Origin of the sequence: Sphingobium vermicomposti (assembly GCF_011762025.1) — a bacterium.
GTDB lineage: Bacteria > Pseudomonadota > Alphaproteobacteria > Sphingomonadales > Sphingomonadaceae > Sphingobium > Sphingobium vermicomposti.
The window spans coordinates 327,990-353,455 of record NZ_JAASQR010000001.1; the positions used below are offsets into that span (position 1 = coordinate 327,990).

21 protein-coding genes are annotated in these 25,466 nt (G+C 62.6%); 18 read left to right on the forward strand and 3 right to left on the reverse strand.

The genetic code is table 11. The annotated features are described in order from the left end of the window. Window positions 1-84 precede the first annotated feature (84 nt). Entirely contained in the window at window positions 85-1,077 is a 993-nt protein-coding gene (locus FHS54_RS01660) for an OmpA family protein (protein ID WP_167302037.1), read from the forward strand. Window positions 1,078-1,669: 592 nt separating this feature from the next. Beyond that, a complete protein-coding gene (locus FHS54_RS01665; RefSeq protein ID WP_167302039.1) occupies window positions 1,670-1,987 on the forward strand; it encodes a hypothetical protein in 318 nt (105 codons plus the stop codon). Window positions 1,988-2,286: 299 nt separating this feature from the next. Here the strand turns inward: FHS54_RS01665 and FHS54_RS01670 are convergent, their stop codons facing one another. Next, window positions 2,287-3,297 carry an NAD(P)-dependent oxidoreductase gene (locus FHS54_RS01670; protein WP_167302040.1) on the reverse strand — a complete coding sequence of 337 codons (1,011 nt, stop codon included), beginning with the start codon at window positions 3,295-3,297 and terminating at the stop codon, window positions 2,287-2,289. Between the two features lie 115 nt (window positions 3,298-3,412). Next, window positions 3,413-4,720 (reverse strand): MgtC/SapB family protein, encoded by a 1,308-nt coding sequence (locus FHS54_RS01675; protein WP_243855554.1) that lies wholly within the window; start codon window positions 4,718-4,720, stop codon window positions 3,413-3,415. A 370-nt stretch (window positions 4,721-5,090) separates the two neighbouring features. On the opposite strand from FHS54_RS01675, the gene FHS54_RS01680 reads away from it, so the two are divergent. From FHS54_RS01680 to FHS54_RS01700, 5 genes are all read left to right on the forward strand, one after another. Beyond that, complete coding sequence (locus FHS54_RS01680; protein ID WP_167302042.1) at window positions 5,091-6,941, forward strand: PAS domain-containing sensor histidine kinase; 1,851 nt, start codon at window positions 5,091-5,093, stop codon at window positions 6,939-6,941. After that, window positions 6,931-7,545: a response regulator transcription factor gene (locus FHS54_RS01685; protein WP_167302044.1), complete on the forward strand. Its 615-nt coding sequence runs from the start codon at window positions 6,931-6,933 to the stop codon at window positions 7,543-7,545. The genes FHS54_RS01680 and FHS54_RS01685 overlap by 11 nt, the downstream gene beginning before the upstream one ends. A gap of 88 nt (window positions 7,546-7,633) precedes the next feature. Then, complete coding sequence (locus FHS54_RS01690) at window positions 7,634-8,050, forward strand: response regulator transcription factor (protein WP_167302046.1); 417 nt, start codon at window positions 7,634-7,636, stop codon at window positions 8,048-8,050. A 217-nt stretch (window positions 8,051-8,267) separates the two neighbouring features. After that, complete coding sequence (locus FHS54_RS01695; protein ID WP_243855631.1) at window positions 8,268-8,642, forward strand: cytochrome c; 375 nt, start codon at window positions 8,268-8,270, stop codon at window positions 8,640-8,642. 184 nt (window positions 8,643-8,826) lie between these two features. Beyond that, on the forward strand, window positions 8,827-11,358 hold the full coding sequence (locus tag FHS54_RS01700; protein ID WP_167302049.1) for a cation-translocating P-type ATPase: 2,532 nt from the start codon (window positions 8,827-8,829) through the stop codon (window positions 11,356-11,358). Here FHS54_RS01700 and FHS54_RS01705 read toward each other — a convergent pair. Then, complete coding sequence (locus tag FHS54_RS01705) at window positions 11,293-11,985, reverse strand: MaoC/PaaZ C-terminal domain-containing protein (protein WP_167302051.1); 693 nt, start codon at window positions 11,983-11,985, stop codon at window positions 11,293-11,295. The genes FHS54_RS01700 and FHS54_RS01705 overlap by 66 nt on opposite strands. Window positions 11,986-12,246: 261 nt before the next feature. On the opposite strand from FHS54_RS01705, the gene FHS54_RS01710 reads away from it, so the two are divergent. From FHS54_RS01710 to FHS54_RS01760, 11 genes are all read left to right on the forward strand, one after another. Further along, window positions 12,247-12,762, forward strand: a complete 516-nt coding sequence (locus FHS54_RS01710) for a GNAT family N-acetyltransferase (protein ID WP_167302052.1) — start codon at window positions 12,247-12,249, stop codon at window positions 12,760-12,762. A gap of 35 nt (window positions 12,763-12,797) precedes the next feature. Next, a complete protein-coding gene (locus tag FHS54_RS01715) occupies window positions 12,798-13,811 on the forward strand; it encodes a zinc-dependent alcohol dehydrogenase family protein (protein ID WP_243855556.1) in 1,014 nt (337 codons plus the stop codon). 111 nt (window positions 13,812-13,922) lie between these two features. Beyond that, complete coding sequence (locus tag FHS54_RS01720) at window positions 13,923-14,759, forward strand: universal stress protein (RefSeq protein ID WP_167302054.1); 837 nt, start codon at window positions 13,923-13,925, stop codon at window positions 14,757-14,759. 36 nt (window positions 14,760-14,795) lie between these two features. Then, window positions 14,796-15,836 (forward strand): zinc-dependent alcohol dehydrogenase family protein, encoded by a 1,041-nt coding sequence (locus tag FHS54_RS01725; protein WP_243855557.1) that lies wholly within the window; start codon window positions 14,796-14,798, stop codon window positions 15,834-15,836. After that, complete coding sequence (locus tag FHS54_RS01730) at window positions 15,833-17,404, forward strand: thymidine phosphorylase family protein (protein ID WP_481883000.1); 1,572 nt, start codon at window positions 15,833-15,835, stop codon at window positions 17,402-17,404. Before FHS54_RS01725 ends, FHS54_RS01730 begins: the two co-directional genes overlap by 4 nt. Next, window positions 17,401-18,297 carry a ribose-phosphate diphosphokinase gene (locus FHS54_RS01735; protein WP_167302055.1) on the forward strand — a complete coding sequence of 299 codons (897 nt, stop codon included), beginning with the start codon at window positions 17,401-17,403 and terminating at the stop codon, window positions 18,295-18,297. The genes FHS54_RS01730 and FHS54_RS01735 overlap by 4 nt, the downstream gene beginning before the upstream one ends. A gap of 99 nt (window positions 18,298-18,396) precedes the next feature. Next, window positions 18,397-19,188 (forward strand): universal stress protein, encoded by a 792-nt coding sequence (locus tag FHS54_RS01740; protein WP_341785920.1) that lies wholly within the window; start codon window positions 18,397-18,399, stop codon window positions 19,186-19,188. Between the two features lie 37 nt (window positions 19,189-19,225). Continuing rightward, window positions 19,226-20,740, forward strand: a complete 1,515-nt coding sequence (locus FHS54_RS01745; protein ID WP_243855559.1) for a catalase — start codon at window positions 19,226-19,228, stop codon at window positions 20,738-20,740. 109 nt (window positions 20,741-20,849) lie between these two features. Next, window positions 20,850-23,537 (forward strand): HAD-IC family P-type ATPase, encoded by a 2,688-nt coding sequence (locus FHS54_RS01750; protein ID WP_167302059.1) that lies wholly within the window; start codon window positions 20,850-20,852, stop codon window positions 23,535-23,537. Window positions 23,538-23,548: 11 nt separating this feature from the next. Next, window positions 23,549-24,448, forward strand: a complete 900-nt coding sequence (locus FHS54_RS01755; protein WP_167302061.1) for a universal stress protein — start codon at window positions 23,549-23,551, stop codon at window positions 24,446-24,448. A gap of 4 nt (window positions 24,449-24,452) precedes the next feature. Next, a complete protein-coding gene (locus FHS54_RS01760; RefSeq protein WP_167302063.1) occupies window positions 24,453-25,421 on the forward strand; it encodes a calcium/sodium antiporter in 969 nt (322 codons plus the stop codon). Window positions 25,422-25,466 lie beyond the last annotated feature (45 nt).

A 25,466-nucleotide genomic window follows, 5' to 3' on the forward strand; every position in this document is an offset into this window, starting at 1 on the left:
CGGCCAAGGGGTCATGCTCCCTCCCCGAGAGGGGCGAGCTTCCATGTTCAACAAGAAAGGATGATGATGCGCTCCAAGATGATAATGATCATGCTGTCGGCCGCATTACTGGCTGGCTGCAAGCAGAATGCAGAGAGCGCGTCATCAGAAAACGAGGCACTTCCGGTTGCCGCGGGCGCCATTCCCGCTGACAATGATCAGGACGCAGGCAAAGCCGCGGCATTCGACATCGCGAAGATCCCGGAATCCAGCGCCCCGCTCGGGGATTTTCCCTATTTCAGTTTGCCCGATGGCTACACCACGGAGCGGCGCGACTCCTTCACGAAAGATTTCGCGCGTTTTCCCTTCTGGGTGAATGACGCACCTGTATGGGTGGAAGGGAAGTTTTTCGGAACGGCGTTCGCCCCGGTCCAGGGCAAGGACATGTCGGAGTTCGAGGTTAAGCGGAACTTCGAAAGCATGATCACCCAGCTTGGCGGAGTGAAGCTATCCGAGGCGCAGATCCCCTATGATACCATCAAAAGCTGGGGCGACGAAATCACCGGGGGATTTCTGGCCGGCCTTGGTGACGTGTATAATCGCCCGGCGACGACCTTCGTGATCCGCCGCGAGGGCGGGAACATCTGGGTCCACCTCGTCACCAACAGCGCACAGGGTTGGTATATCGTGGGTCAGGAGAAAGCGTTCGAGCAGACCGCGTCACTGTTGCCGGTCTCCGCGTTGAAAGAGGCGATCGACAAGAATGGCAAGGCCATCGTCCACGTCAATTTCGCATCGGACGCCAGCGCCATCCTTCCGGCTTCCCGGCCGCAGGTCGATGCAATCGCCGAGCTGCTGAAACAGGAAAGGGGCCTGAAACTGGCGGTCAACGGCCATACCGATGATACTGGCCCCGCTGAACGCAACCGCAAACTGTCCGACGAGCGGGCAGCCGCCGTCCGGTCCGCGCTCATCGCGTCGGGCATCGATGCCGGCCGCCTGACCGCCAAGGGTTTCGGATCGGCTTCTCCGGTGGCGCCGAACGATACGGATGGAGGGAAGGCGAAGAACCGGCGCGTCGAGCTGGTGAAACTATGATCCTGCGCGGCGGCGGTGCTTGTCATTCCGCCGCGTCCAAAGGGCTAGCAAGTGCCGGGTCGGTTGGAACTCGTGGCGGGCTGCCGGGCTTCTTAAGGGTGGATCGATAGACAATCGGAGTCTGGGGATGCGAAGAACGAAAACGACGATCGCGGTTTTGGCGGGACCTCTATTGTTTTTGGCCGGCCAACCCGCAGCGCAAAGTCAGCATCGGCCCGACTCCGCGGATACAGGCGCGAGGCCGCTTACGATCGCCGAACGTCAGGCTGCATGGTCCGCGAACAAGGCGGAATACCGGCGCCGCCTGGTTCGTGACGGTCAAGCCAGCGCCGATCGCTGGCTTGACCAGCAGGCCCGCAGACAATCAACCGAGCAGCGATCGAGAACCAGCGCGCGCGCCAGCAAGACGAAGAATTGCAAGAAAGTGCGCTGGGTCAATCGCGCGACCCCCGGTTTCGGTGGCGGGGCGATGACGATGAGCCGTGTCCCAGTTTGCGCGGATTAACTGTGTGCGGATCAAGCGGGTCCGCGCGGATAAGATGAAGCGTTCCGCCGAGCGGAGACTTGTCGCGGCTTCGGCAGGCTTTCGCATATGATGGCCGCTTGGCCAGGCAGGGTGTTCGCACTGTGCGTGGCGGCGGTGCTGGCGGGCTGCGCAGATCGTCAGGCGTCGATTGACGCGGCGACAAAGCTGGCGGAGGCCACGTATCCGGGGCAGCTGGAGGTTGCCGACGCGCAGCTGCAAAAAACGCATTACGACGTGATCTTCGCGGTGAGCCGCCACGACGCTGAAAGGTCCCTTCGTTCGGTAGAATTCGCTTCAGCGAGGCTTGCCCTGCGCGCCGATCAAAGGGCAAAACTCACGCCGCGTAAATGCCTTACGCAGACCCCCGAGTCGGCTGTGAAGTAACAAGGCATAAGCTCCCAGGACCATAGACAGGGCACCGGCGAACATCCTACGGGTGAACGGCTTCATGTCGGTCTCCATCTGGGCTTCTCGCACTGTACTGGAAACGCCGCTGACGCCTTTCCTTAGGGGAGCGTCCATGCTTTCGAGCATCGGCTGGCCGTTTTGTCACTGCCTTGTTCACGGGCCGACGACTTAAGGCGAGGAGTCGTGGGGGGACATAGGGATGCGATCTGATGCTTCATCAACCGCGCGACTGTGCAGCGGGCGACCGGAAGCCTTTTGGCACGACTAGCGTGCGCCTAAGCTAGAAGCTCTGTTCCAATCTGGTAGAGCGCTCGACCATGCTTTTGAAAACTACAAATATTTTCGATCGTGATTTCGGCTATGGCGGCTAGAGCCTCGCGAGTGAAAAACCCCTGATGACCTGTTATCAGGACATTGGGGAAAGTGAGCAGGCGCGCGAACACATCATCCTGCAACATTGTGTCCGATAGATCTTTGAAGAAGAGATCGCCTTCCTCCTCATAGACGTCGAGACCCAGCGCTCCAATCCTGCCCGACTTCAATCCGGCGATGACGGCCGGCGTATCCACGACGGCCCCTCGGCTCGTATTTATGAGCATCGCTCCCTTGCGGATCATCTGCAGCGAGACGCCATTGATGAGATGGTGCGTTTGCGGCGTCAGCGGGCAGTGGATCGAGATAATGTCGGATTGCTTCATCAGCTCCGAGAATTCGACGTATTCCACCCCCAATCGCCTGAGCTCCTCATCCGGGGCGGGATCGAATGCCAGGAGCCGGCAGCCAAACCCCCGCAGGATGTGCGCCACCACCGCCCCGATCCTGCCGGTTCCCACGATCCCGACCGTGCGAGTACCGAGATTGAAACCAAGCAGTCCGTCCAGAGCGAAGTTTCCTTCTCGAACCCGAACATAGGCTCGGTGCAATTTGCGATTGAGCGAGAGGATCAATGCGACGGTGTGCTCTGCGATCGCCTGCGGTGAATAGGCTGGCACGCGCGCGACCGCGATCCCGAGCGCTTCGGCCGCTTCGAGATCGACATGATTGAAGCCGGCACTTCGCAACGCGAGCAGCCGCGTACCGTGCGCGTGAAGTTCGGTAAGCACGCCGCGATCAAGGCGGTCGTTCACGAACGCGCAGACCGCGCCCGCACCAGCCGCGAGCGAGACCGTCTGTTCGGAAAGACCGGCCTCGAAGTATCGCAATTCGTGCAAACCTCCGGCTGCGTTATTTGCTCGGTCGAGGAACTCCCGATCGTAGTTGCGGGTACTGAAAACTGCGACGTCCACCTTTTGTGCTCCTTCCTGCCCAGCCGCCTGCGATGCGTCTGGTCTATGTGATCAGACAGCAGAGGCTCTATCCGGGAACTTACTATGGTCGCGATCCAGCGGAGACCGTGCCGATCTATCCGAAGGATATCAATGCGGCGATCCCCGCTCCCGAGGCGAGGACCGAGGCGAACAGGGGGGCAGCTGCCTTCCAACCTTGTCGGCGCGGTCCCGCGATTCCAAACGCGAGAACGCCCTTGAACGCCGTGTTGACGAGCACGGGAACGGCGAGCACCAATCCGGCCGTCTCCCCGTCAAGCATGTTCCGAGGCATGCCGGCTAAAGTCAGGACTGCCGCATCGACATCCCACATTCCTGTCAGGCCCAGGACGACGATAATCCCCTGGTCTCCGAAACGATCAAGCGCCCAACGCGCTGGGATTGCCATCACCGCAACGAGGCCGGCGAGAAGCAGCGCTGGCCCGAAATCGAGCGGGTTACCGAGCTTGACCTCACCGGCATGAGCTTCAGAACCCCGCGCGCGCAGAGCAAGCAGTGTCGTCATTCCGCCGACGATGAATGCCGGGACCATAGCCAGGGCGAGCGACCGGCTTGTGTAGGGAACGAGCGCGACCGAGAGGATCTGAACCCGGACGAACATCACCAGCGATGCCAGCGCAATTCCCGCGATGAGCGGGCCTTCCGGACCGTTCTTCTGGCGCAGCCGGCGTGCGTAGGCAGCGGTGACAGCCGTCGATGAGACGAGCGATCCGCACAGCGCCGTTATCATGATACCCTTTTCCGCGCCCAGACGACGGGTCGCCACATAGCCCGCGAACGAGAGGCCGAGCACGACGACCACGACCATCCAGATCTTGCGCGGATTCCAGGCGTTCCAAGGACCTAGGTTCGCGTCGGGCAGCAAAGGCAGAATGACAAGTGCGACGAGCGCGAAGCGGGCGATGGATTCCACTTCCTGCTTGGACATTCCCTTCAACATGGCATGGGCCTGGCCCCGCAGTGTGAGGATGAGTGTTGTAACGGCGGCCAAGGCGAGCGCTTCGCTCACCAACCCCTCCGCCGCAACATAGCCCAACGCGAAGGTGATGACCCCGACGAGAGTGGTGGTGACTGAAAGGCTGCCCTGCCGAGCTAACTCGCCGCGATACCCCAGAACCAGGCTGGCCAGGACGGCGATGCCGATCACGGCGCCCAACAGTTCGGGAAGATGGCCCGCGATGCCGCCAATGAGGCCGAGCAGGCCGAAAGTGCGCAGACCGCTGACCCGGCTTCCATCCGACGCGTCACGCTGCCGCCATCCGCGCTCGATCCCGATCAGGATGCCGACCGCAAGTGAGGCGGCCAGCGTCCGCAGCAGTTCGGTATCAGGGACGTTCACGAAAGATCCCCCAAGGTCCGGAGTTCCGGACATGAGCGCGATCAACGCACTTCCGCCATCCTACCCATTTCTGTCCTTCATTCGACCGCATTCCATCTCCGTCAGTCCGAGCAAGCTCTTGGGATGACGACTGCCTAGCTTCGCCGGGCTCCGATGGGAATCCGCATCTGTTCCATGCTGCGGTCGCGGTTCAGCCGGATGTGTGTCGTCGATCCCGATCCGGCTGGGTTCCAACCTCCCATGGGCGCGCCACACAACTTTTGGTGGCTCCGCAGACTCACAATTGGTAAAAAACTGTGGGAAAGGGGAGACATCCGCGTCGCGCTGCTTCCTGCGAGAGTGGATAGGGGGCAGGATCATTTCCGACACCGAACGGCATTCCGAGGGAACAGGGCATTTCTCTGCGGCGGCGCTGATGGACAGGTCCGCGCGCCGCCAGCTCGTGACCGCTGTTCTCGCCGGGCTCGCGATCGCCGTCATCGCCTTCGTTACACGTGAGCAGCTGGCCGAGCATGTCGATGAGCGTGTCCACTATTTCGTGACTCTCGGGGTGGCTGCGATGGTTCTCGTCGCGTTGCGTCCTGACGCTCTTGTCATCGCGAGCGTGACCGCCATGACGCTTGTCGCGCTTATCGCCGTGGACAACTGGCCAACGACGGTCAGTCAGTGGATCGCGATCGGCCTGTTCCTGGCAGGTATGATCCTGCTCTGGCGCAACCATCACCGAACCGTCTCGGCCGCGCGCGAACTAGCCGATAGCACGGCGGTGTTGGCCGAAGAACTGAATCTTTTGATCGACGGCGCCGAGGATTACGCGATCTACATGCTCGACCCCGAGGGCAACGTCACGATCTGGAACCAGGGCGCCGAACGGCTGAAGGGTTGGACCGCGACGGAAATGCTCGGCAAGCCGACTCACTTGTTCTATCCTTCCGACGCGGTTGCCGCCGGTAAGCCCATGTTGTTCCTTGCAGAGGCTGCGGAACGGGGAAAGATCGAGCTCGACGACTGGCAAGTGCGCAAGGACGGGAGCGAATTTCTCGCGCACATCTCGATTACCGCCCTCAAGAATACGGACGACAGGCTGCGCGGCTTTGCGACGATCGTTCGCGACATCACCGATCAGCGCGCGATGGAGAGTTCGCTCCAGAATAGCGAGGCCCATCTCCGCTCGATCCTCTCGACGGTCCCCGACGCCATGATCGTGATCGACGAGCACGGCATCATCGTCTCCTTCAGCACGGCCGCCGAAAACCTCTTCGGCTATACGCAATCCGAGGTAGTGGGGGTGAATGTGAGCATGCTCATGCCGTCGCCCTATCGCGAACGCCACGACGGCTATGTCGCACGCTATCTTCGCACCGGGGAGCGGCGCATCATCGGTATCGGCCGGGTGGTCTTCGCCATGCGCAAGGATGGTTCCACATTTCCGATGGAACTATCCATTGGGGAAGCCACCGGGGAGGGGCAGCGGTTATTTACCGGGTTCATCCGCGATCTCACCGATCGCCAGCGTACGCAGGAGAAGCTGGAGGAACTCCAATCCGAACTGATCCACGTTGCCCGTGTGAGCGCAATGGGGACCATGGCATCGACGCTTGCGCACGAGCTGAACCAGCCGATCACTGCGGTGGCAAACTATGTCGAAGCCGTTCGCGATCTTCTGGCCGATCCCGATCCCGAGGATTTCCCAGAAATTCGCGATGCGCTTGGCGACGCGGCCAGTGAAGCCATGCGGGCCGGGCATATCGTTCGCCGCCTGCGCGACTTCGTCGCCCGCGGCGAAGTCGAGAAGACCATCGAAAGCCTGCCCAAGCTGATAAACGAAGCCGCGGCGTTCGGATTGCTGGGGGCGAACGAGAAATCGATCCAGACGAGGATGGACATCGATCATGACGCCGCAAGCGTCCTTGTCGACAAGATCCAGATCCAGCAGGTTCTGGTCAATCTCATCCGAAATGCGGTCGAAGCCATGGGCGAGTCCGTGCAGCGGCTCCTGACGATACGCACGGTGCCCGATCAGCCCGGCTTCGTGCGGGTCACCGTTGCCGATACCGGTCCGGGCGTGGCTCCCGAATTGGCGGAACAGATTTTCAAGGCCTTCGTCAGCACGAAGTCGGATGGCATGGGACTTGGACTCTCCATCTGCCGGACAATCGTCGAAGCCAATGGCGGCCGCATTTGGATGGAGCCTGCAGAGGGAGGCGGTGCCCAGTTCCACTTTATTTTGATACGGGCGGAGGCGGAGAACCCTGATGGAAGATAAACGTGTCGTTCACATCGTCGACGACGAGGATGCTATTCGCAGATCTGCGGGTTTTATGCTCAGGAAATCAGGGTTTACAGTCACGCCGTGGGTTTCCGGCGTGGAGTTTCTCAAGCACGCGAAGAATGCCGAGCATGGGTGCATCCTGCTCGATGTCCGAATGCCGGAATTGGATGGCCTGGAAGTCCAGCGGCAGCTCAGCGAGCGTGGTGTCTCCATGCCGGTGGTGGTCCTGACCGGCCATGGCGACGTGTCGATCGCAGTGCGCGCCATGAAGGCTGGCGCGGTGGATTTCATCGAGAAGCCGTTCGAGAAAGCGGTCTTGCTCACGGCAATCGAAAGCGCATTCGACCGTCTCGCGGATACCGCAGGGCGTGCAAGCCGCGCCGCGGACGCGGCGGTCCTCATCGCGGGGCTTTCGGCACGGGAGCAGGACGTGCTCAAGGGTCTCGCCCAAGGATTGCCGAACAAGACCATAGCCTACGATCTGGGTATCTCGCCTCGAACGGTCGAGGTGCACCGTGCGAACCTGATGACGAAGCTGGGTGTTCGCAGCCTCTCGGAAGTGCTCCGGATCGCGTTTTCCGCAGGCATCACGGGCTGACGGGGTCAGGACAGTTACGTAGCGACCCCGCCCCGATTTCCTGACAACCCCGACCGACCAGCAATGACGCTGGGTTCGATGGTGTGTCATGGCAAGCGAGATTATTGCACCCCCTGTTCGGGAGCGTCCCCGGCTTCTCCTGGTGGAGGATGACGCCGGAGTTCGCCGATCATTGCAGCTACTGTTCCGGGCCCGCGGTTTCGATGTCCGTGCTTATGCCACGGGCGCTGCGCTTCTGGCAGATCCCCTGACACGCGATGCCTGCTGTTTCGTCGCAGATTTTAGACTGGAGGAGATCGACGGCATCGAAGTGCTCGCCCGATTGCGGAAGACCGGCTGGTCGGGTCCTGCGGTGCTCATAACCGCCTTCCCCTCGGCGGATCTCAGCGCGCGTGCCTTGGCGCAGGGCTTCGGCCAGGTACTCGAAAAGCCTTTCCGCGAGCACGCGCTTGGCGATGCTGTCGCGCGCTTGATGGGGGCGGGCCAGGCAACCGCGCAATCTTGAACGCGTTAGTCATTGAGCTGCCCGCAGGTGGGGAAGATTATCAAATGTTCCGAGCCGTCCCGCTCGTGGTCGCGATCATGCAGCGGGGCATGGCTGATGTGCTTCTCAACCCCTGTATTTGGCTCGCGTTAACGCTGCACCCCCCGAAATTCTGGCAAGATCGCCCCCACTCCCCCGTCGTCGGACACCCTAGGAGGAAGCAATTCAAACGGTGCGTATGATCCTTGCTCTAGCTTGCCTTGTTGCGGCCACGGCTGCTTACGGATCGATGGTGGCGGGTCAGTCTGAGTCTGGCGCGACCGCGATCAGACCAGTGGACGGCGCGTCGGCGCGGGGTCTCAATTTCGCGCGGACGCATTGTTCGGCCTGCCATGCGGTGAACATGGGCATTTCACCCAAGCGCGAAGCGCCGTCTTTCGAAGCCGTGGTCAATGCGCCCGGACTGACCGCCGACACGCTGAAGCCTTGGCTCAGGGACTCGCACAATTACCCCGAAGTAATGAATTTTGCGATCGAGCCCGCTCAGATAGATGATCTTGTGGCCTATATGCTTACGCTTCAGAACTCCGAATACACTCCGCCTACTCAGTAGCATTTGGACTGGTTTGTGTGAGCGGCGACCTATCCACCAGCGCTTCCTCTTGCAGCTTCTTTCAGACCCACAGATGAGATCATAGCAGGAACAGTTCGTAGTTGAATTAATCCACGGCAATGGGGGCGATCGTCCGGCACCTGACGCTGCCTGTGGGTCATTTTGCAGGGGGACACGACCGAGGATGAGTGTAGGAAAACAGCTTGATCATGCTGGTCTTTCCGCTTCTCAGGCGCGCCAGCGATTGGCGGAGGATGGCCCTAATGAACTGCCCCGCCCGAACCGGCGGACACCGCTGCGGATCGCGGCCGAAGTGCTGCGCGAGCCGATGTTCGCGATGTTGCTGGCGGCCGGGACCATCTATCTGTTGCTGGGCGACAAGACCGAGGCGCTGGTCCTACTCGGCTTCGCGGGCCTCTCCATCCTCCTTACGATCGTTCAGGAAGCGCGAACCGAACGCACGCTGGAGGCGCTGCGCGACCTATCGGCACCGCGCGCGCTGGTCATCCGCGATGGCGAGACGGTGCGCGTTCCCGGACGCGAGGTGGTGCATGGCGACATGCTGGTGCTGGAAGCAGGCGACCGTGTCGCCGCCGATGCGCTGCTGATCGAGGTGCAGGAGCTGGAAGCCGACGAATCCCTGCTGACCGGCGAATCCGTCCCGGTGCGCAAGCGCGCGGCACAAGCCGGTGATCTCGACCAGGCTGAGCCGGGCGGCGACGATACGCCGCATCTCTTTTCGGGCGCGGTGGTCACGCGCGGCGGCGGGATCGCGCGGGTGAGCGCGACCGGCCCACGCAGCCGCATCGGTCAGATCGGGCGCACCTTGACGACGCTGGAGACGCAGGCTCCGCAGCTCCAGAGGGAGGTAGCGCGAATGGTCAGCCTGTGCGCAGTCGGCGGGATCGCGGTCGCGCTCCTCGTCGTTCTGCTGGATGGCTGGCTGCGCGGTGACTGGATGGCGGCTCTGCTCGCCGGCATCGCGACTGCGATGTCCCTGCTACCGGAAGAATTCCCGGTCGTTCTCACCATCTTCCTCGCCATGGGCGCCTGGCGCATCGCGCAGGTGGGCGTGCTCACCCGCCGCGCTTCCGCCATTGAGGCGCTGGGCGCCGCGACGGTGTTGTGTACCGACAAGACCGGGACGCTGACCCAGAACCGCATGACCGTGACCGAACTGTGGCTCCCGTCAGGGCAGGCGGCGGTGCTCGGCAACGGTCTTCCCTCGCCCGAATTCCAGGCTGTGATCGAAACGGCGGCGCTGGCGAGCGCTCCGGTGCCGGTCGATCCGATGGAGGTGGCGTTCCACAACGCCGCGAAGGATGTCCGCATTCCTCTGCGGGAAGGGTGGCAACTGGCGCACACCAATGGGCTGCGGCCCGACCTCCTTGCGATGTCCAACGTGTGGCAGACGGGTGCGGGAGAAACTCTGGCCGTGACCGCCAAGGGCGCGCCCGAAGCGATAGCCCGTCTTTGCCGGCTGGGCACAGATGCGCACCAGGCTCTCGATCAGGCCGTGCGCGCCATGGCAGCGCGCGGGATTCGCGTACTGGGCGTTGCGCACGCGACGATTGCGCCGGAGGATCGCGACAAGGGGCATGAAGCGCACGCCTTCTCGCTGCTGGGCCTGATCGGCCTGATCGATCCGTTGCGGGCGGGGGTTCCGCAAGCGATCGCCCAATGCGCGGCTGCGGGAATCCGGGTGGTGATGATCACGGGCGACTACCCCGCCACTGCGCAGGCGATCGCCGCGCAGGCCGGGATCGTATCGGGCGCCGTCATGACGGGCGATCAGATCAGCGCGCTCACGGTTGCCCAACTGGCCGATCGGGCGAAGGAGGTTGCGGTCTTTGCTCGCATCATGCCGGAGCAGAAGTTGCGCATCGTCTCCGCGCTCAAGGCGGCCGGGGAAGTCGTCGCGATGACCGGCGACGGGGTGAACGATGCGCCGGCGCTCAAGGCGGCGCATATCGGTATCGCAATGGGCAAGCGCGGCACGGACGTGGCGCGCGAGGCATCGGCTATCGTGCTGGTGGAGGATGATTTCGGCGCGATCATTGTCGCCGTTCGGCTGGGCCGCCGCATCTACGACAATATTTGCAAGGCCATCGGCTTCATCTTCGCTGTGCATGTCCCGATCGCGGGGCTTGCGCTTTCGCCGCTGCTGCTGGGCTTACCGCTCGTGCTCGGGCCGATCCAGATTGCGCTGCTGGAAATGATCATCGATCCCGTCTGCGCGCTCGTCTTCGAAGTCGAGCGCGACGAGGAACACAGCATGCGCCGACCACCGCGAGATTCTGCCAAACGCCTCTTTTCCTTGGGCTTGATTGCCCCGAGCATCGTCTATGGCGGCATCACTTTCGCGCTGCTGCTGGGGGCTCAGATCGCCACGACCTATTGGGGGTTCGCACCCGATCGAGTGAGGACGGTCTTGTTCTTCGGGCTGGTCGCCTCCACCATGGCGCTGGTGCTGGTGCACCGGTCATTCAGCACATCGCTCACGCGCGCCTTCTGGCGCAACAATGCCTCGCTGCGCTACGTTGCGGCGGCGGTGCTGGGGGCGTGCGGATTGATCTTGAGCGTGGAGCCGCTGCGAGCCATGCTCCATTTCTCATCCTTGGAAGCAGGAGATTGGCTGTTCCTGATTGTACTACCCGTACTGCTGCTTTTGCTGTGTGAAGGCGTGAAGGGCTTGCAGAAAAAAATCAGCGTCTGATCCTGATCTCCTGGGGTCGATGAGTCGTGCTTCCGCGGCATCCACCGCTGCCGCCAAGGCCGCTGCGCTGCATGGGTGCGCCACCGCTGTCGCCAGCGCGTCACCGCCCTGGGTCCGCTCGATCAGCCGGCGATATCCGTCATGCGCCGCCACCCGCACATCGGGCGACGCCATGCGCGGCCGCCGAACTTTCTCGCAGGGCGCGCCCACTTCCGCCTGCCCGGTGATGACGACCTCTCCGCTTTGATTGACGCATCGGCAGTCCAGGACGAGAACGCAGCCCTCGATCCTCTTCTCTGCAACCGTCACCGTCGCCGTGATGACATCGCCCACGTCGACCGGGCGGACAAATCGCAGCGATTGGCCCAGATAGGTCGTGCCTGCGCCGGGCAGTTCGGTGCCGAGCACGGCCGAAATCAGTCCGCTGCCCCATAGGCCACGCGCGACAACACGACGAGGAGATTCGGAATCGACCCTGTCCGCTTCGATGTCGGACGGACTCTCCTCGCCTGAAACAAGCGCGAAGAGCTCGATATCCGCGGCGGACAGAGTGCGCGAGAGACTGGCCTGATCGCCGAGCTGGATCTCGTCGAAGGTCCGGTTCTCGATGAACTCCGTGTCGGTCATCCGCTACTCTCCAAGGCAGGTTTGCCGGACAGGTGCCCGATCACGGCTAGACCAAGGTCGCCAGCAGCGAGGCGCCGCACCTCTGCTCCGAGGTGGGCCTTCGGGGAATACGTAACATTCCCAAGCCCGCCAGCCGCTTGAACAAGCTATTCTCCGGACAGGTTCATATCGTGTCGAGAGCGGCTTTCAGATCACGTGAACTGGTCGGCGACTGAATTTTCGCTCTCTTCACGATCCCGAGGTTCAAAGCGAGAATAGCATATGTCCAACGTCTCGTCCTTCACCGAGCTTGTCACTCATTCCGGTCTGGGCTTGTCCGTGCGCCCCGTTGACCGAGGCGATGGCGCGCTGCTCAAGGATTTCTTCGAAGGAGTTTCTTCGGAAGATCTTCGCTTTCGGTTCTTGACGGCCATGCTGGAGGTTTCCGACGAACAGATCGCGATCATGGTCGATGTCGATCACAAACAGACGGAGGATTTCCTCGCGTTCGTCGACAATGGAACTCTCGTCGGCACCGCGATGATCGCCATCGATCCATCGCGCGAGCGCGCGGAGGTCGCGATCGCGGTGCGCGCCGATTTCAAGCACCGGGGCGTGGGCTGGACGCTGCTGAATCACGCCGCCGACTATGCCCGAACCCAGGGCATCCAGACGCTGGAGGCGGTAGAGAGCCGGCTCAATCAGAAGGCCATCGAGGTCGAGCGAGATTCGGGCTTCACGGTCAAAGGCTATCCCGGTGATTCCACTCTGGTCATAGTTTCGAAGCAGCTCCAATAGTCGCGTTGCTCGCTACGCAACCTGGTCCCCGGACTATGACCGAAATGTTGGCCATGGAACTTGATGTGGTCGGAGGCCCGCTCCGGCTCGTCTTCCGTGCCATTCCGACGCCCGGAGCCGGCGAACTGCTGATCAGGGTGGCCGCCTGCGGCGTTTGCCGAACGGATCTCCATATCCTCGATGGAGAGGTCGATGCGCGGCTCCCCATCATACCCGGGCACGAGATTGTCGGCGAGGTCGTGGCTCTCGGCGAGGGTGTCGCGGGCTTCCAGACCGGGGACCGGGTGGGCGTACCTTGGCTGGGCCACAGTTGCGGCCGTTGCGGCTATTGCCGCGCCGGTCGCGAGAACTTGTGCGACAGCCCGGCGTTTACAGGCTGCACGCGCGATGGGGGCTATGCGACCCATGCGGTTGCCGATGCGCACTTCTGCTTCCCGATTCCCGCCATCTATTCCGATGAAGAGGCCGCGCCCCTGCTCTGCGCCGGGCTCATCGGCTGGCGATCGCTCTGTGCCGCGGGAGAGGGGCATCGCATAGGGCTCTACGGCTTTGGTGCTGCCGCCCACATCGTCGCCCAAATCGCCTCCTGGCAGGGCAGGGACGTCTATGCCTTCACCAAGCCTGGTGACGAAAGCGGGCAGACCTTCGCCCGTTCGCTCGGCTGTGTCTGGGCAGGATCGTCGGATACCGCTCCTCCAGTGGAACTCGATGCCGCCATTCTGTTCGCGCCGGTCGGCGCGCTGGTCCCTCTCGCGCTCCAAGCGGTGCACAAGGGAGGACGCGTAATCTGCGCCGGCATTCACATGAGCGACATTCCCTCCTTTCCCTACGGCTATCTCTGGGGAGAGCGCACCATCGCATCCGTCGCCAATCTCACCCGCGAAGATGGCGTCAGCTTCTTCGCCGCTGTCCAGAAGGCCCGGATCAGATCCGTCACGACACCCTTTCCCCTGGAAGAGGCGAACATCGCGCTCGAGCGCTTGCGCGTCGGGGCCTTGGACGGCGCTGCGGTTCTCATCCCGCCCCAATCGGCTCCGGTCTCATCCTGAATGGCTTGATGCGGCCGAGCCACAAGGGCGCGGCGTGTCTTAGCCGGCCAGCACCTGCCCTTGGTAAAGTTACGGAGTGCCACGCAGCCTCTACCGCACCATGCTGGCGGCATGAACAGAAATGCACCGATCAAAGACGTGTTGGCCATTGTCGATGGTTGGCCATCTTCGATGAGCGCCGTCGATCAAGCCCTCGCATATGCCGGCCAGTACGAGGCCACGCTTACGGTCATCGTGATCACGGAAAACCTCTCGCTCGCGGCAGCGATCGATCCCATGGCATACGCCCAGGTCCTGACCGTGTCCGATCAGCAGCAGAGCGAGCATCTGGCGGCCGTACGCGAGCGCGCCAAGAATGCAGCCATCCACGTCGAAGTACGAGGACTGTTCGAGGCCACGACGCTGCTGCCGGGGCTGACCAAAGCGGAAGGCCAGTATGCCGATGTCGCGCTCATTCCCGGCGCCGATCGCTGGCAAAATGACGGCCTGCGGCGTCATATCACCGAAGCGCTGATCTTTGCCGGAGTTCCGACGCTCGTGATGCCGGCAACCTGGAAACCCTCTCCCGCCCGGCATGTGGCGCTCGGTTGGAACGCATCGCTCGAAGCATTCAGGGCCGCACGAGCCGCCCTGAATCTCGTCGAGCCCAATTCGCAGATCGATGTGGTGATTGTCGATGGGCTCGAGAGCGCCAAATCCGGCCAGCCGCTCACTGGAATGCATATTGCTCGCCATCTCGCGCGCCATGGTCACAACGCGAATGTTCACGCGACAAGCTCGGCAACTCGCGGGACAGCAGGGGCGCTCCAGTTCTTCGCGGCGCATCAGAACGCGGACCTGCTCATCGTCGGCGGCTATGGCCGCTCGCGAGCCGTCGAGTTCGTCCTCGGAGGCGTAACGCGAGAGCTGCTCGGAAATCAGCGCCTGCCCATCTTGTTCGTGCATTGACGGTCGCGTGCGCAACTCCAATTCAACAGGGAGGGGATGATGAAAGCCCTTGTGTATCACGGACCCGGCCAGAAAAGCCTCGACGAACGTCCCAAGCCGACCGTGCAGGCGCCGACCGACGCCATCGTCCGCATCACCAAGACGACCATTTGCGGCACGGATCTGCATATCCTCAAGGGAGATGTCCCGACTTGCGAGCCCGGCAGGATTCTCGGTCACGAAGGTGTGGGCGTGATCGAAGAGGTCGGCGCAGCTGTTGCCAGTTTCAAGCCGGGCGATCATGTCCTGATTTCATGCATCACCTCCTGCGCGCGATGCGAGTATTGCCGGCGCGGCATGTACTCGCATTGCGCCGAAGGCGGGTGGGTGCTCGGCCACATGATCGATGGCACGCAGGCCGAGTTCGTGCGGATCCCCCATGCCGACAACAGCCTCCACCCTATCCCTGCTGACGCTGACGAGGAGGCCCTCGTCATGCTGAGCGACATCCTGCCGACCGGGTACGAATGCGGTGTGCTCAACGGCAAGGTCACGCCGGGAAGCAGTGTGGCGATCATCGGTGCCGGGCCGATCGGTCTTGCGACTCTGCTGACCGCGCAATTCTACGCTCCGTCGCGGATCGTCATGATCGACCTCGACGATCACCGCCTCGCCGTGGCCCGCCAATTTGGCGCCACTCACACCTTTAACAGCACGCGTGATCCGATCGTCCGGCTGGTTCGCGATCTGACTGAAGGGAAAGGTGTCGATGCCGCCATCGAAGCCGTCGGCGTTCCCGCGACCTTCGAACTGTGCGAGGAACTGGTGGCGCCGGGCGGCGTTATAGCCAATGTGGGGGTTCACGGAGCGAAGGTCGATCTTCACCTTGAAGAGCTCTGGTCGCGCAATATCACGATCACGACGCGGCTTGTCGATACGGTCAGCACGCCGATGCTTCTCAAGACGGTTGAGGCCAAACGCCTGCAACCCGAGCAGCTGGTCACGCATCGATTCACCCTGCCGGACATCCTGGATGCTTACGATACCTTCTCCCGCGCGGCCGACACGGGAGCCTTGAAGGTGGTCATCGCGGCGTGACGGAGAGTCTTACCAGCGGTCGCGCCGACAGGTTGCACGTGCAGAACAACCTTGGCGTACCGGGCCGCGTTGAACCGTCTTTCGCGCGGGCGCGGCGGCTACACCTCCACACGCACCATGAGCTGGTCGCCATTATGCGGGCTGACAGCCCGGTCTGCCACGCCGAAGGCCTCGCTCCTCATACTCAGATCTATATCCGAGGCGGGAGCGAGCCCATTGCCGCTACCCTGTACCAGGTCGATGGGAACTTTCTGGCCGGCGACGAAATCGGTCTGTCCGAAGCGGCATGGAACGCGCTCGGCGTGGAGGAGGGGACGATCCTGCAGGTCGGGCACGCGCCGCCGCTCGAGTCGATCGCCTGCCTTCGCCAGCGCATCTATGGGCATCGGCTAAGCGCTGAGGCCTTGAGCCACATCGTCGAGGACGTGGTGGCCGGACGCTATACCGACGTTCACTTGGCAGCCTTCCTGACAGCGACGGCTGCCTGCCCGTTCAACGAAGACGAAACCTACTTCCTTACCAAGGCTATGGTCGAGGCCGGCGACCGCTTGAGCTGGCCAAGCGAGATCGTCGTCGACAAGCATTGTGTGGGGGGCCTGCCCGGCAACCGGACGACACCGATCATTGTGGCGATCGCCGCCGCTTGTGGCCTGACGATGCCCAAGACATCTTCGCGCGCGATCACGTCGCCGGCGGGGACCGCCGACACCATGGAAACGCTCACCCGCGTCGACCTCGACCTCGATGCCATGCAGCGCGTCGTCGCAGCTGAAGGCGGTTGCCTGGCGTGGGGTGGCGCGGTGTGCCTGAGCCCGGCCGATGACATCTTCATCGGCGTCGAGCGCGCGCTCGATATCGATACGGAAGGGCAACTGATCGCATCGGTCCTGTCGAAGAAAATCGCGGCAGGCGCCACCCATGTCGTGCTCGATATCCCCGTGGGCCCAACGGCAAAGGTCCGCAGCGCGCCGGCCGCCGATCGGCTCGCGGCAACACTGAGCGCCGTTGCGGCGCGCTTTGGCGTCGTCACTCGCTGCGTCCAGACCGATGGTACGCAGCCGGTAGGCAGGTCTATCGGACCTGCTCTCGAGGCGCGCGATGTCATCGCCGTCCTGATGGGTGCCGCCGATGCGCCGAGCGACCTCCGCGATCGGGCTTGCACGCTCGCCGGCGTGGTTCTCGAACTGGGTGCCGCCGCCTCGAAAGGCGAGGGCCGCGAGCTTGCCATGCGCACGCTGGCCGACGGGAGTGCCTGGAAGAAGTTTCAGCGCATCTGTCATGCTCAGGGCGGGATGCGCACGCCGCCGATAGCGCCGCTCACGCATCCAATCGTGGCAACCCACAGCGGCCGGGTCACGCACATCGACAATCGCCGGATCGCCAGGCTTGCCAAGCTGGCGGGCGCGCCGGACGCTCCTGCCGCGGGAATGGTTCTGCATGTCGTCCTGGGCGACGAAATTATTGCCGGACAGCCCCTCCTGACCCTTCATGCCCAATCGCAAGGCGAAATGGCCTATGCGTTGACCTATGCCGCGGCCAATCGCGACATGCTCACCATCGCGCCATGACCATGATGCTCTTCTCGCTGCCGGGCAATGAGCCCCTGGCGCGCTCCATCGCAGACCAGGCGGGATGGCGGCTCGGCGCGCTCGATGTCCGGCGCTTTCCCGACGAGGAGAGCTATGTCCGGCTTTGCTCGGTGGTGGCGGGCTGTGCGACCGCGATCGTCTGCACCCTCGCTCGCCCGGATGCCCAGATCATGCCGCTGCTCTTCGCAGCAAGGCTGCTGCGCGAAAGCGGAGCGCGCTCGGTCCAGCTTATCGCCCCCTACCTTGCCTATATGCGGCAGGATCGTCGTTTTCACGATGGCGAGGCCCTGACGTCGCGCCAGTTCGCCCAGCTCATCTCATCCGAGTTCGACGGGCTGGTGACGGTCGATCCGCATCTGCATCGATACCGCAATCTGGGGGAGATCTATTCAATCGAGACCGCAGCCCTTGCAGCCGCGCCGCTTCTCGCGGACTGGGTCCTTGGCAACATCGACAAGCCGCTTATCATCGGACCGGATAGCGAAAGCGAGCAATGGGCCGGAGCCATCGCCCAGCATATCGGTGCGCCGCATGTCGTGTTCACCAAGTCACGCCGGGGCGACCGGGATGTTCTCATCGCGGCGTCGGATCTGACGGAGTGGAAGGATCGCGTTCCGATCCTGGTCGATGACGTCATCTCCTCGGGACAGACGCTCGCCAACGCCGCGCGAGAGATCACCGCGCAGGGGTTTCCGGCGCCCGTCTGCCTTGCTGTCCATGGGCTTTTCGCGACAGGGTCAGAGACATTGCTCACCGATATCGGCTGCCGCCTCGTGACGACCGATAGCATTCCACACCCGAGCAACTCGATCGCGCTCTCACCATTGCTGGGCGAAGCGCTCACCGCCCAACTCGCCACCCTCGACGTGTGAGACTACGTAAAACACCCAAATGAAACCCTCTCCGGCGGGGGGTAGCAAAATACCATCAAGTCGGAGGGAAGAATGGCTATCAAGGACATCCTCGCCGTGGTGGATACCGGCGACAAGGACGAGCAATTCCTGCGGGACGCGCTGGCCTTTGCCGAGTTCCACAGTGCCAGCCTTTCGCTCGTCGTCCTCTCGGCGCTCCCATCAGCCGACTATGCGCTGACGATCGCGTCGCCCATCTTCCTTCAGGATTACACGGAAGCGGTCGAAGCCAAGCAGCAGCGTATTGCCAAGCTCGCCGGCAGCTCCAACGTCGAGGTCCGCATGATTTCCGACCAGCCGGCGGTCATATTCACCAAGGCTGCGGTCTATGCGCGCTACGCTGATGTCGTCCTGTTCGGTCCTGCCGACAACTACGACTATCCGCCGATCCGCCGCGAAACCATCGAGAGCATATTGTTCGCCTCGGGCCGGCCGGTGCTGATCTTGCCCAACGGGCACAAACCGCGAGCGATCGAACACCTCGCGATCGGCTGGAATGCCACGCGCGAATCGACCCATGCCCTGCGCGCCGCGATCAGCTTTGCCGCGCCGGGTGCCAAGATCGATGTGATTGTTCTCGATGCAAAGCCCTCGACGAAGGGCCACGGTTCCGATCCTGGCGCAGATATCGCCCGCCATCTCGCTCGGCACGGCTTCGTCTCGACGGTGGTTCCTGCCTGGGCGGACGAACTGTCTGATGGCAATGGGCTGGTGAAAGCCGCCCGCGAGCGCGGTGCGGCGCTACTGTCGCTCGGCGCTTACGGACATTCGCGCCTGCGCGAGATGATCCTTGGCGGCGTCACCCGCGACCTGCTCGGCGGGGCACCGATCCCGCTCCTGTTTTCGCACTGATCCCCACGCGCCGGCACCAGAAAAGGAGGCATCGACAATGTCCGACAACATCCTGAACAAGGGCAAGTGCCCCGTCACCCATTTGACCACGGCATTCGGGGCGCCCGTCACGGAAAACCAGAATTCCCTGACTGCCGGCCCGCGCGGCCCGCTGCTGTCGCAGGATGTCTGGCTGAACGAAAAGCTGGCGAACTTCGTGCGCGAGGTGATTCCCGAACGGCGCATGCATGCCAAGGGCTCGGGTGCCTTTGGCACCTTTACCGTGACGAACGACATCACGCGGTACACGCGCGCCCGAATCTTCGCCGAAGTCGGCAAGAAAACCGAGATGTTCGCCCGCTTCACCACCGTTGCCGGCGAGCGCGGTGCGGCCGATGCCGAGCGCGATATTCGCGGGTTCGCGCTCAAATTCTACACTGAGGAAGGTAACTGGGACATGGTCGGCAACAATACGCCGGTCTTCTTCCTGCGCGACCCGCGCAAGTTTCCCGACCTCAACAAGGCGGTGAAGCGCGATCCGCGCACGAACCTGCGCTCGGCCACCAACAACTGGGACTTCTGGACGCTGCTTCCCGAAGCGTTCCACCAGGTGACGATCGTGATGTCCGACCGCGGCATCCCGAAGAGCTACCGCCATATGCACGGCTTCGGATCGCATACCTACAGCTTCTACAACGAGGCCGGCGAACGGTTCTGGGTGAAGTTCCATTTCAAGACCCAGCAGGGCATCGAGAACCTGACCGATGGAGAAGCGGCGGCGCTGGTCGGCGGCGACCGCGAAAGCCATCAGCGCGACCTCTACGATGCGATCGAGCGCGGCGATTTCCCGAAGTGGAAGATGTACATCCAAGTTATGCCCGAGGCGGACGCGGAGACCTACCGGTTCCATCCGTTCGATCTGACCAAGGTCTGGTACAAGGCGGACTATCCGCTGATCGAGGTCGGCGAGTTCGAGCTCAACCGCAACCCGGAGAACTTCTTCCAGGACGTCGAGCAAAGCGCCTTCGCCCCGTCGAACGTGGTGCCCGGCATCGGCGTCTCACCGGACAAGATGCTGCAGGCGCGTCTGTTCAATTATGCGGACGCCCAGCGCTATCGACTCGGCGTCAACTACAACCAGATTCCCGTCAATACTCCGCGCTGCCCGGTGTTCAGCAATCATCGTGATGGCTATGGCCGCGTCGATGGGAACTATGGCAGCCTGCCGCACTATCAGCCCAACAGCTTCGGCCAGTGGGTGGACCAGCCGGAATATCGCGAGCCGCCGCTCCGGCTCAAAGGCGACGCGGATTTCTGGGACTTCCGCGAAGATGATGACGATTACTTCACCCAGCCGCGCAAGCTGTTCCAGCAGATGAACCCTGCGCAGCAGCAAGCCTTGTTCGAGAACACCGCCGCCGCCATGGGCGATGCGTTGGATTTCATCAAACAGCGCCATATCGACAACTGCACGCGCTGCGATCCGGCCTACGGTGCCGGTGTCGCCAAGGCGCTTGGGATGACAGCACGAGCACCGAGCGAGTTGCCCGCTTACCCGGAACTCGCCGAGTAGTTGGGGCGCGATCAATCCGGGTCCCACCCTGACGCTGGCGCCGTTGCACGCCCGGCTTTGCGAGTTGCTGTGCCCCACCCTATTCTCCCATCCATCTCATGGAGGCTTGATGTCGGCGCCGATTGATTTTGAAGAAGTGCGCTGGCATGCTTTACCGGGTAGCGAGATCGCCCGAATCTTCGATGTCGAGCTTGCAGGCCTCTCGCCAGAGGAGGTAAACCGCCAAGCGGCGCGTTTTGGTCGCAATGTCCTGCCTCGAGCGTCTCGTCGCAACCCGCTGCTGCGCTTTCTGGCTCAATTCAACAATACGCTGATCTATGTCCTGCTCGCCGGCGCGCTGGCGGCAGCGTTGCTCGACCATTTGATCGATGCAGTGGTGATTGTCGCGGTTGTCATCGTGAATGCGATCATCGGCTATATCCAGGAAGGGAAGGCCGAACAGGCGCTGGAAGCAATCCAGCAGATGATCGCTCCCAAGGCGAGTGTCATCCGGGGAGGCGTGCGGCAAACCATTCCGGTCTCTGGGATCGTCCCGGGTGACCTTGTCCTTATCGAAGCGGGCGATCGTGTTCCGGCCGATCTTAGGCTGCTCCACGCCCGCCGCCTCCTGATCGATGAGGCGCTGCTGACCGGAGAATCGGTCGCGGCCGAGAAGCATGAGGCCGTGCTGCCCGAGGAGACGGTTCTGGCGGATCGGCAGAACATGGCGTTTTCCGGAACCCTCGTCGCCGCGGGGCAGGCGAACGGAATTGTCGTGGCGACCGGCAGGCATACGCAGATCGGACGGATCAGTTCGCTGATCCAGTCCGTCGAAACAATGGCGACGCCGCTTCTACAGCAGATCGACCAGTTCGCGCGCCGCTTCACCTGGTTTGTGCTGGCTGGCGGCCTGGCGCTGTTTGCATTCGCTGTCTTGGTTCGGAGCTACGACTGGGTCGACGCCCTCATCGCTGTAGTCGCGCTTGCCGTGGGTATCGTGCCGGAAGGCCTGCCTGCGGTAATTACCATCACGCTTGCCATCGGCGTGCGCCGCATGGCGGCACGCAACGCCGTGATCCGCAAGCTTCCCGCCGTCGAGACGCTCGGTGCCACGTCGGTAATCTGCTCGGACAAGACCGGCACGTTGACGCGCAACGAGATGACCGCACGCCGAATCGTCACCGCGCGTTACACCATGCTTGCCGAAGGCTCGGGCTATGTCCCGGAAGGTCATATCAGGATTGCCGGACCCGGCGATCAGACCGAAGCTCTCTCCGCTTCGATGCCGCTGATCCGCTGCGGGCTTCTGTGCAATGATGCATCGCTGCGCAACGACGGAAACGACTGGCGTGTCGAAGGCGATCCCATGGAGGGAGCGCTGTTTGCGCTGGCCATGAAGGCGGCCGTCGATCCCGAGATGGAGCGTTCCGAATGGCAGCGCCTCGACGAGATTCCATTCGATGCCGCGCACCGCTTTATGGCAACGCTTTGCCGCGGACCTGACGGCGCGATGATGCTCTTCGTCAAGGGTGCGCCCGAGGCCGTCTTCGCGATGACTGCGCCCGACGAAATCAGCTACTGGGACCAAGCCATAACCGAAGCGGGAAGTGAAGGCGAACGTGTCCTTGCGTTTGGAGCGAAGCAGATGCCATCGGATGCGGAGCGCATCTCATTCGACGACATGGCGGGCGTCGCGCTGCTCGGCCTTGTCGGCTTCATTGATCCGCCGCGTCTCGAAGCGAGGGAAGCGATCGCTGAATGCCTTTCGGCCGGTATCGCTGTCAAGATGATCACCGGCGACCATTCCGCAACGGCGCTGGCGATCGCGCGCCAGCTCGCTCTGGCCGACGATCCACAGGTGATGACCGGCGTGGATATCGAAAGGCTTTCGGATGAGGACCTTGAACAGGTCGTCAACCGCGTTTCTGTCTTCGCCCGGACCAGCCCGGAGCACAAGCTGCGCATCGTTCGCGCCTTGCAGGCGCAGGGCAAGATTGTCGCGATGACCGGGGACGGGGTGAACGATGCCCCGTCGCTCAAGCAGGCCGATGTCGGCGTGGCCATGGGTATCAAGGGCACCGAAGCCTCGAAGGAAGCCGCGTCCATGGTGCTCCTCGATGACAACTTTGCGTCTATCGTCAGCGCCGTGCGCGAGGGCCGGACCGTCTATGACAATATCCGCAAGGTCATTTCCTGGGAAATCCCTACCAACGGCGGTGAGACGCTCGCCGTCGTCCTGGCGATCCTGCTAGGCTTCTCCCTGCCGATGTCGGCAACCCAGATCTTGTGGGTCAACCTCATCCTCGCCGCGACCCTCGGCCTGGTGCTTGCGTTCGAGCCAACCGAGCCCGGCGCGATGCAACGTCATCCGCGCCAGCGCGGTGCCCCGCTGCTTTCGCCGTTCCTCCTCTGGCGCGTGGTGCTGGTGTCAGTGCTCTTCGCCGCTGTCACTCTTGGTATCTTCTTTCACACACTTAACCAGGGACGCAGCCTCGAAGTGGCGCGCACGATGGTGGTCAATATGTTCATCGTCGCCGAGATCTTCTACCTCTTCAACGTCCGCTATTTGCATACGACCTCGCTGACTTGGCGGGGTGCCGTCGGCACGCCGGCAGTCCTGATCGCGATCGCCATCCTTATCGTCGGTCAGGCACTCTTCACCTACGCTCCGTTCATGAACGCGCTCTTCAACTCGCGGCCGCTCGCCTTCGCCGACCTCGCGCTGCTCGTTTTTGCCGGCGCCGCTCTCATGGTCCTGCTCGAGGTCGAAAAGCACGTCATGCGGCGGCTGGGCTGGTTCAAGGAACTCAACGACTAGGAGAACGAAACGTGACTCAGGGCATCTTCCCTAGACGCATGGCGTTGGCAACCGACCTCAGTCATCGCTGCGACCGCGCGCTCGACCGCGCTCTGCTCGTCGCTAAGGCATGGCAGGCTGAACTTACCGTCATTCACGCACTTGCTTCGCCCGAAGATACCCCTCTGTTCGGGAGATTAGGCGAATTGCCGTCCTGGCGCCGCCCGCCAGATCCCGTTCGAAAAGCCCGCAACCGCATCTACCGGGATCTGGTGCACGAGGATCCCGGCATCGACATCGCGGTTCACGTCGAAATGGGCTCGCCGGCCGACGTGGTCCTGGGAGCCGCCCGGGCGGCCCGGGCGGAGTTGATCGTCACCGGTGTCGCCCGTGACGAACTACTAGCGCGCATGTTTATTGGCGATACGGTCGACCGTCTGATCCGCAGGTCGACGATTCCGGTCCTGATTGTTCGTGACCGTGCCTTCGAGCCCTATCACAATATGCTCGTCGCGACCGATTTTTCAGCGTCCTCCCGCGTCGCGTTGGAGACGGCCATCCGGTTTTTCCCCGATGCTGGCATCTCGCTTTTCCATGCCTATGACGTGCCCTTTGCCGGCTATCTTGGCCGCGCCGAGATCGAGAAGCAGTTCGACGGATATGGCAAGGATGCGGCTGACAAGTTCCTCGCTGAAGCCGGGCTAGGGCCTGATGCCGCGCGCAAGGTCAGTCGCATGATCGAGCATGGTGTGCCCGAAGGGCTGTTGCGGGACTACGCCGAGAATTCGCGGCGCCATCTCACCGTGGTGGGCACGCATGGCGGCGGCATGGTCTATGAGACCCTGATCGGAAGCATGGCGCGCAAGATCATCGATTCCGTCCCCGGCGACGTCCTTCTTGTGCCCGATCCCGCCAGGCGCAAGCCGGACTAGCCGTGTGATCCATGCGATCGTCTGGATTGCCGTTGGGTTTGCGGCCTTGATCGCCGGTGCCGAATTGCTCGTAAGAGGCGGCGTGGCGCTGGCCGCTCGTCTTGGCATTTCTCCCCTGTTGATCGGTCTGACCGTGGTCGCGCTCGGTACAAGCAGCCCGGAACTTGCCGTCGGCATCGAGGCCGCCATTCAGGGCAACGGCTCGCTTGCAATCGGCAACATCGCCGGCACCAATACGGTGAATATTCTGCTGATCCTCGGGCTGAGCGCGGCGCTGCAACCGCTGGCGCTCCAGATGCAGACCCTGCGCCTGGAACTTCCTGCGATTGTCATTGCAGCGGCTATGCTTCTCGCCTTCGCGTGGGACGGCCGGCTCTCGCGACTTGAGGGTCTTTTGCTAGTTGCCATGGGCGCGGCATTCACATTGGCGGTCATCCGACTGGCGCGGCAGGAGAGCCTTCAGGTCAAGTTGGAATTTGCGCGCGAGTTCGGGCCTGGACGCCTCGCCAGCCGCCAAGCGGCAACCGAGATGCTGTTGCTTGCGTTGGGTCTAATCATTATTGTCGTTGGGGCTGACTGGCTTGTCGATAGTGCTGTCGAGTTGGCACGGATCTGGAACGTGTCGGATGCCTTTATTGGCCTGACCATTGTGGCGATTGGCACGTCAGCGCCAGAACTCGTCACCACGATCATGTCCACCATTCGTGGTGAGCGCGACATAGCGATCGGTAACCTGATTGGCAGCAGCGTCTACAACATCTTCGTAATCTTGGGTGTGACCTGCCTCATACCGGCCGCGGGGGTCGAAGTCGGCAGCCATTTGGTCCGCATCGATATCCCGATCATGCTGGGCGTGGCGTTGCTCTGCATCCCGGTCTTCGTCAGCGGACGTCAGATTTCTCGGATTGAGGGGGGCCTCTTCGTGAGCGCTTACGTGGCCTACCTCAGCTATCTGATCGTCGAACGGACGTAATGCGACCCGACGGGCTAGGATTTTGGTCGACCAGGAGAGGAAAAG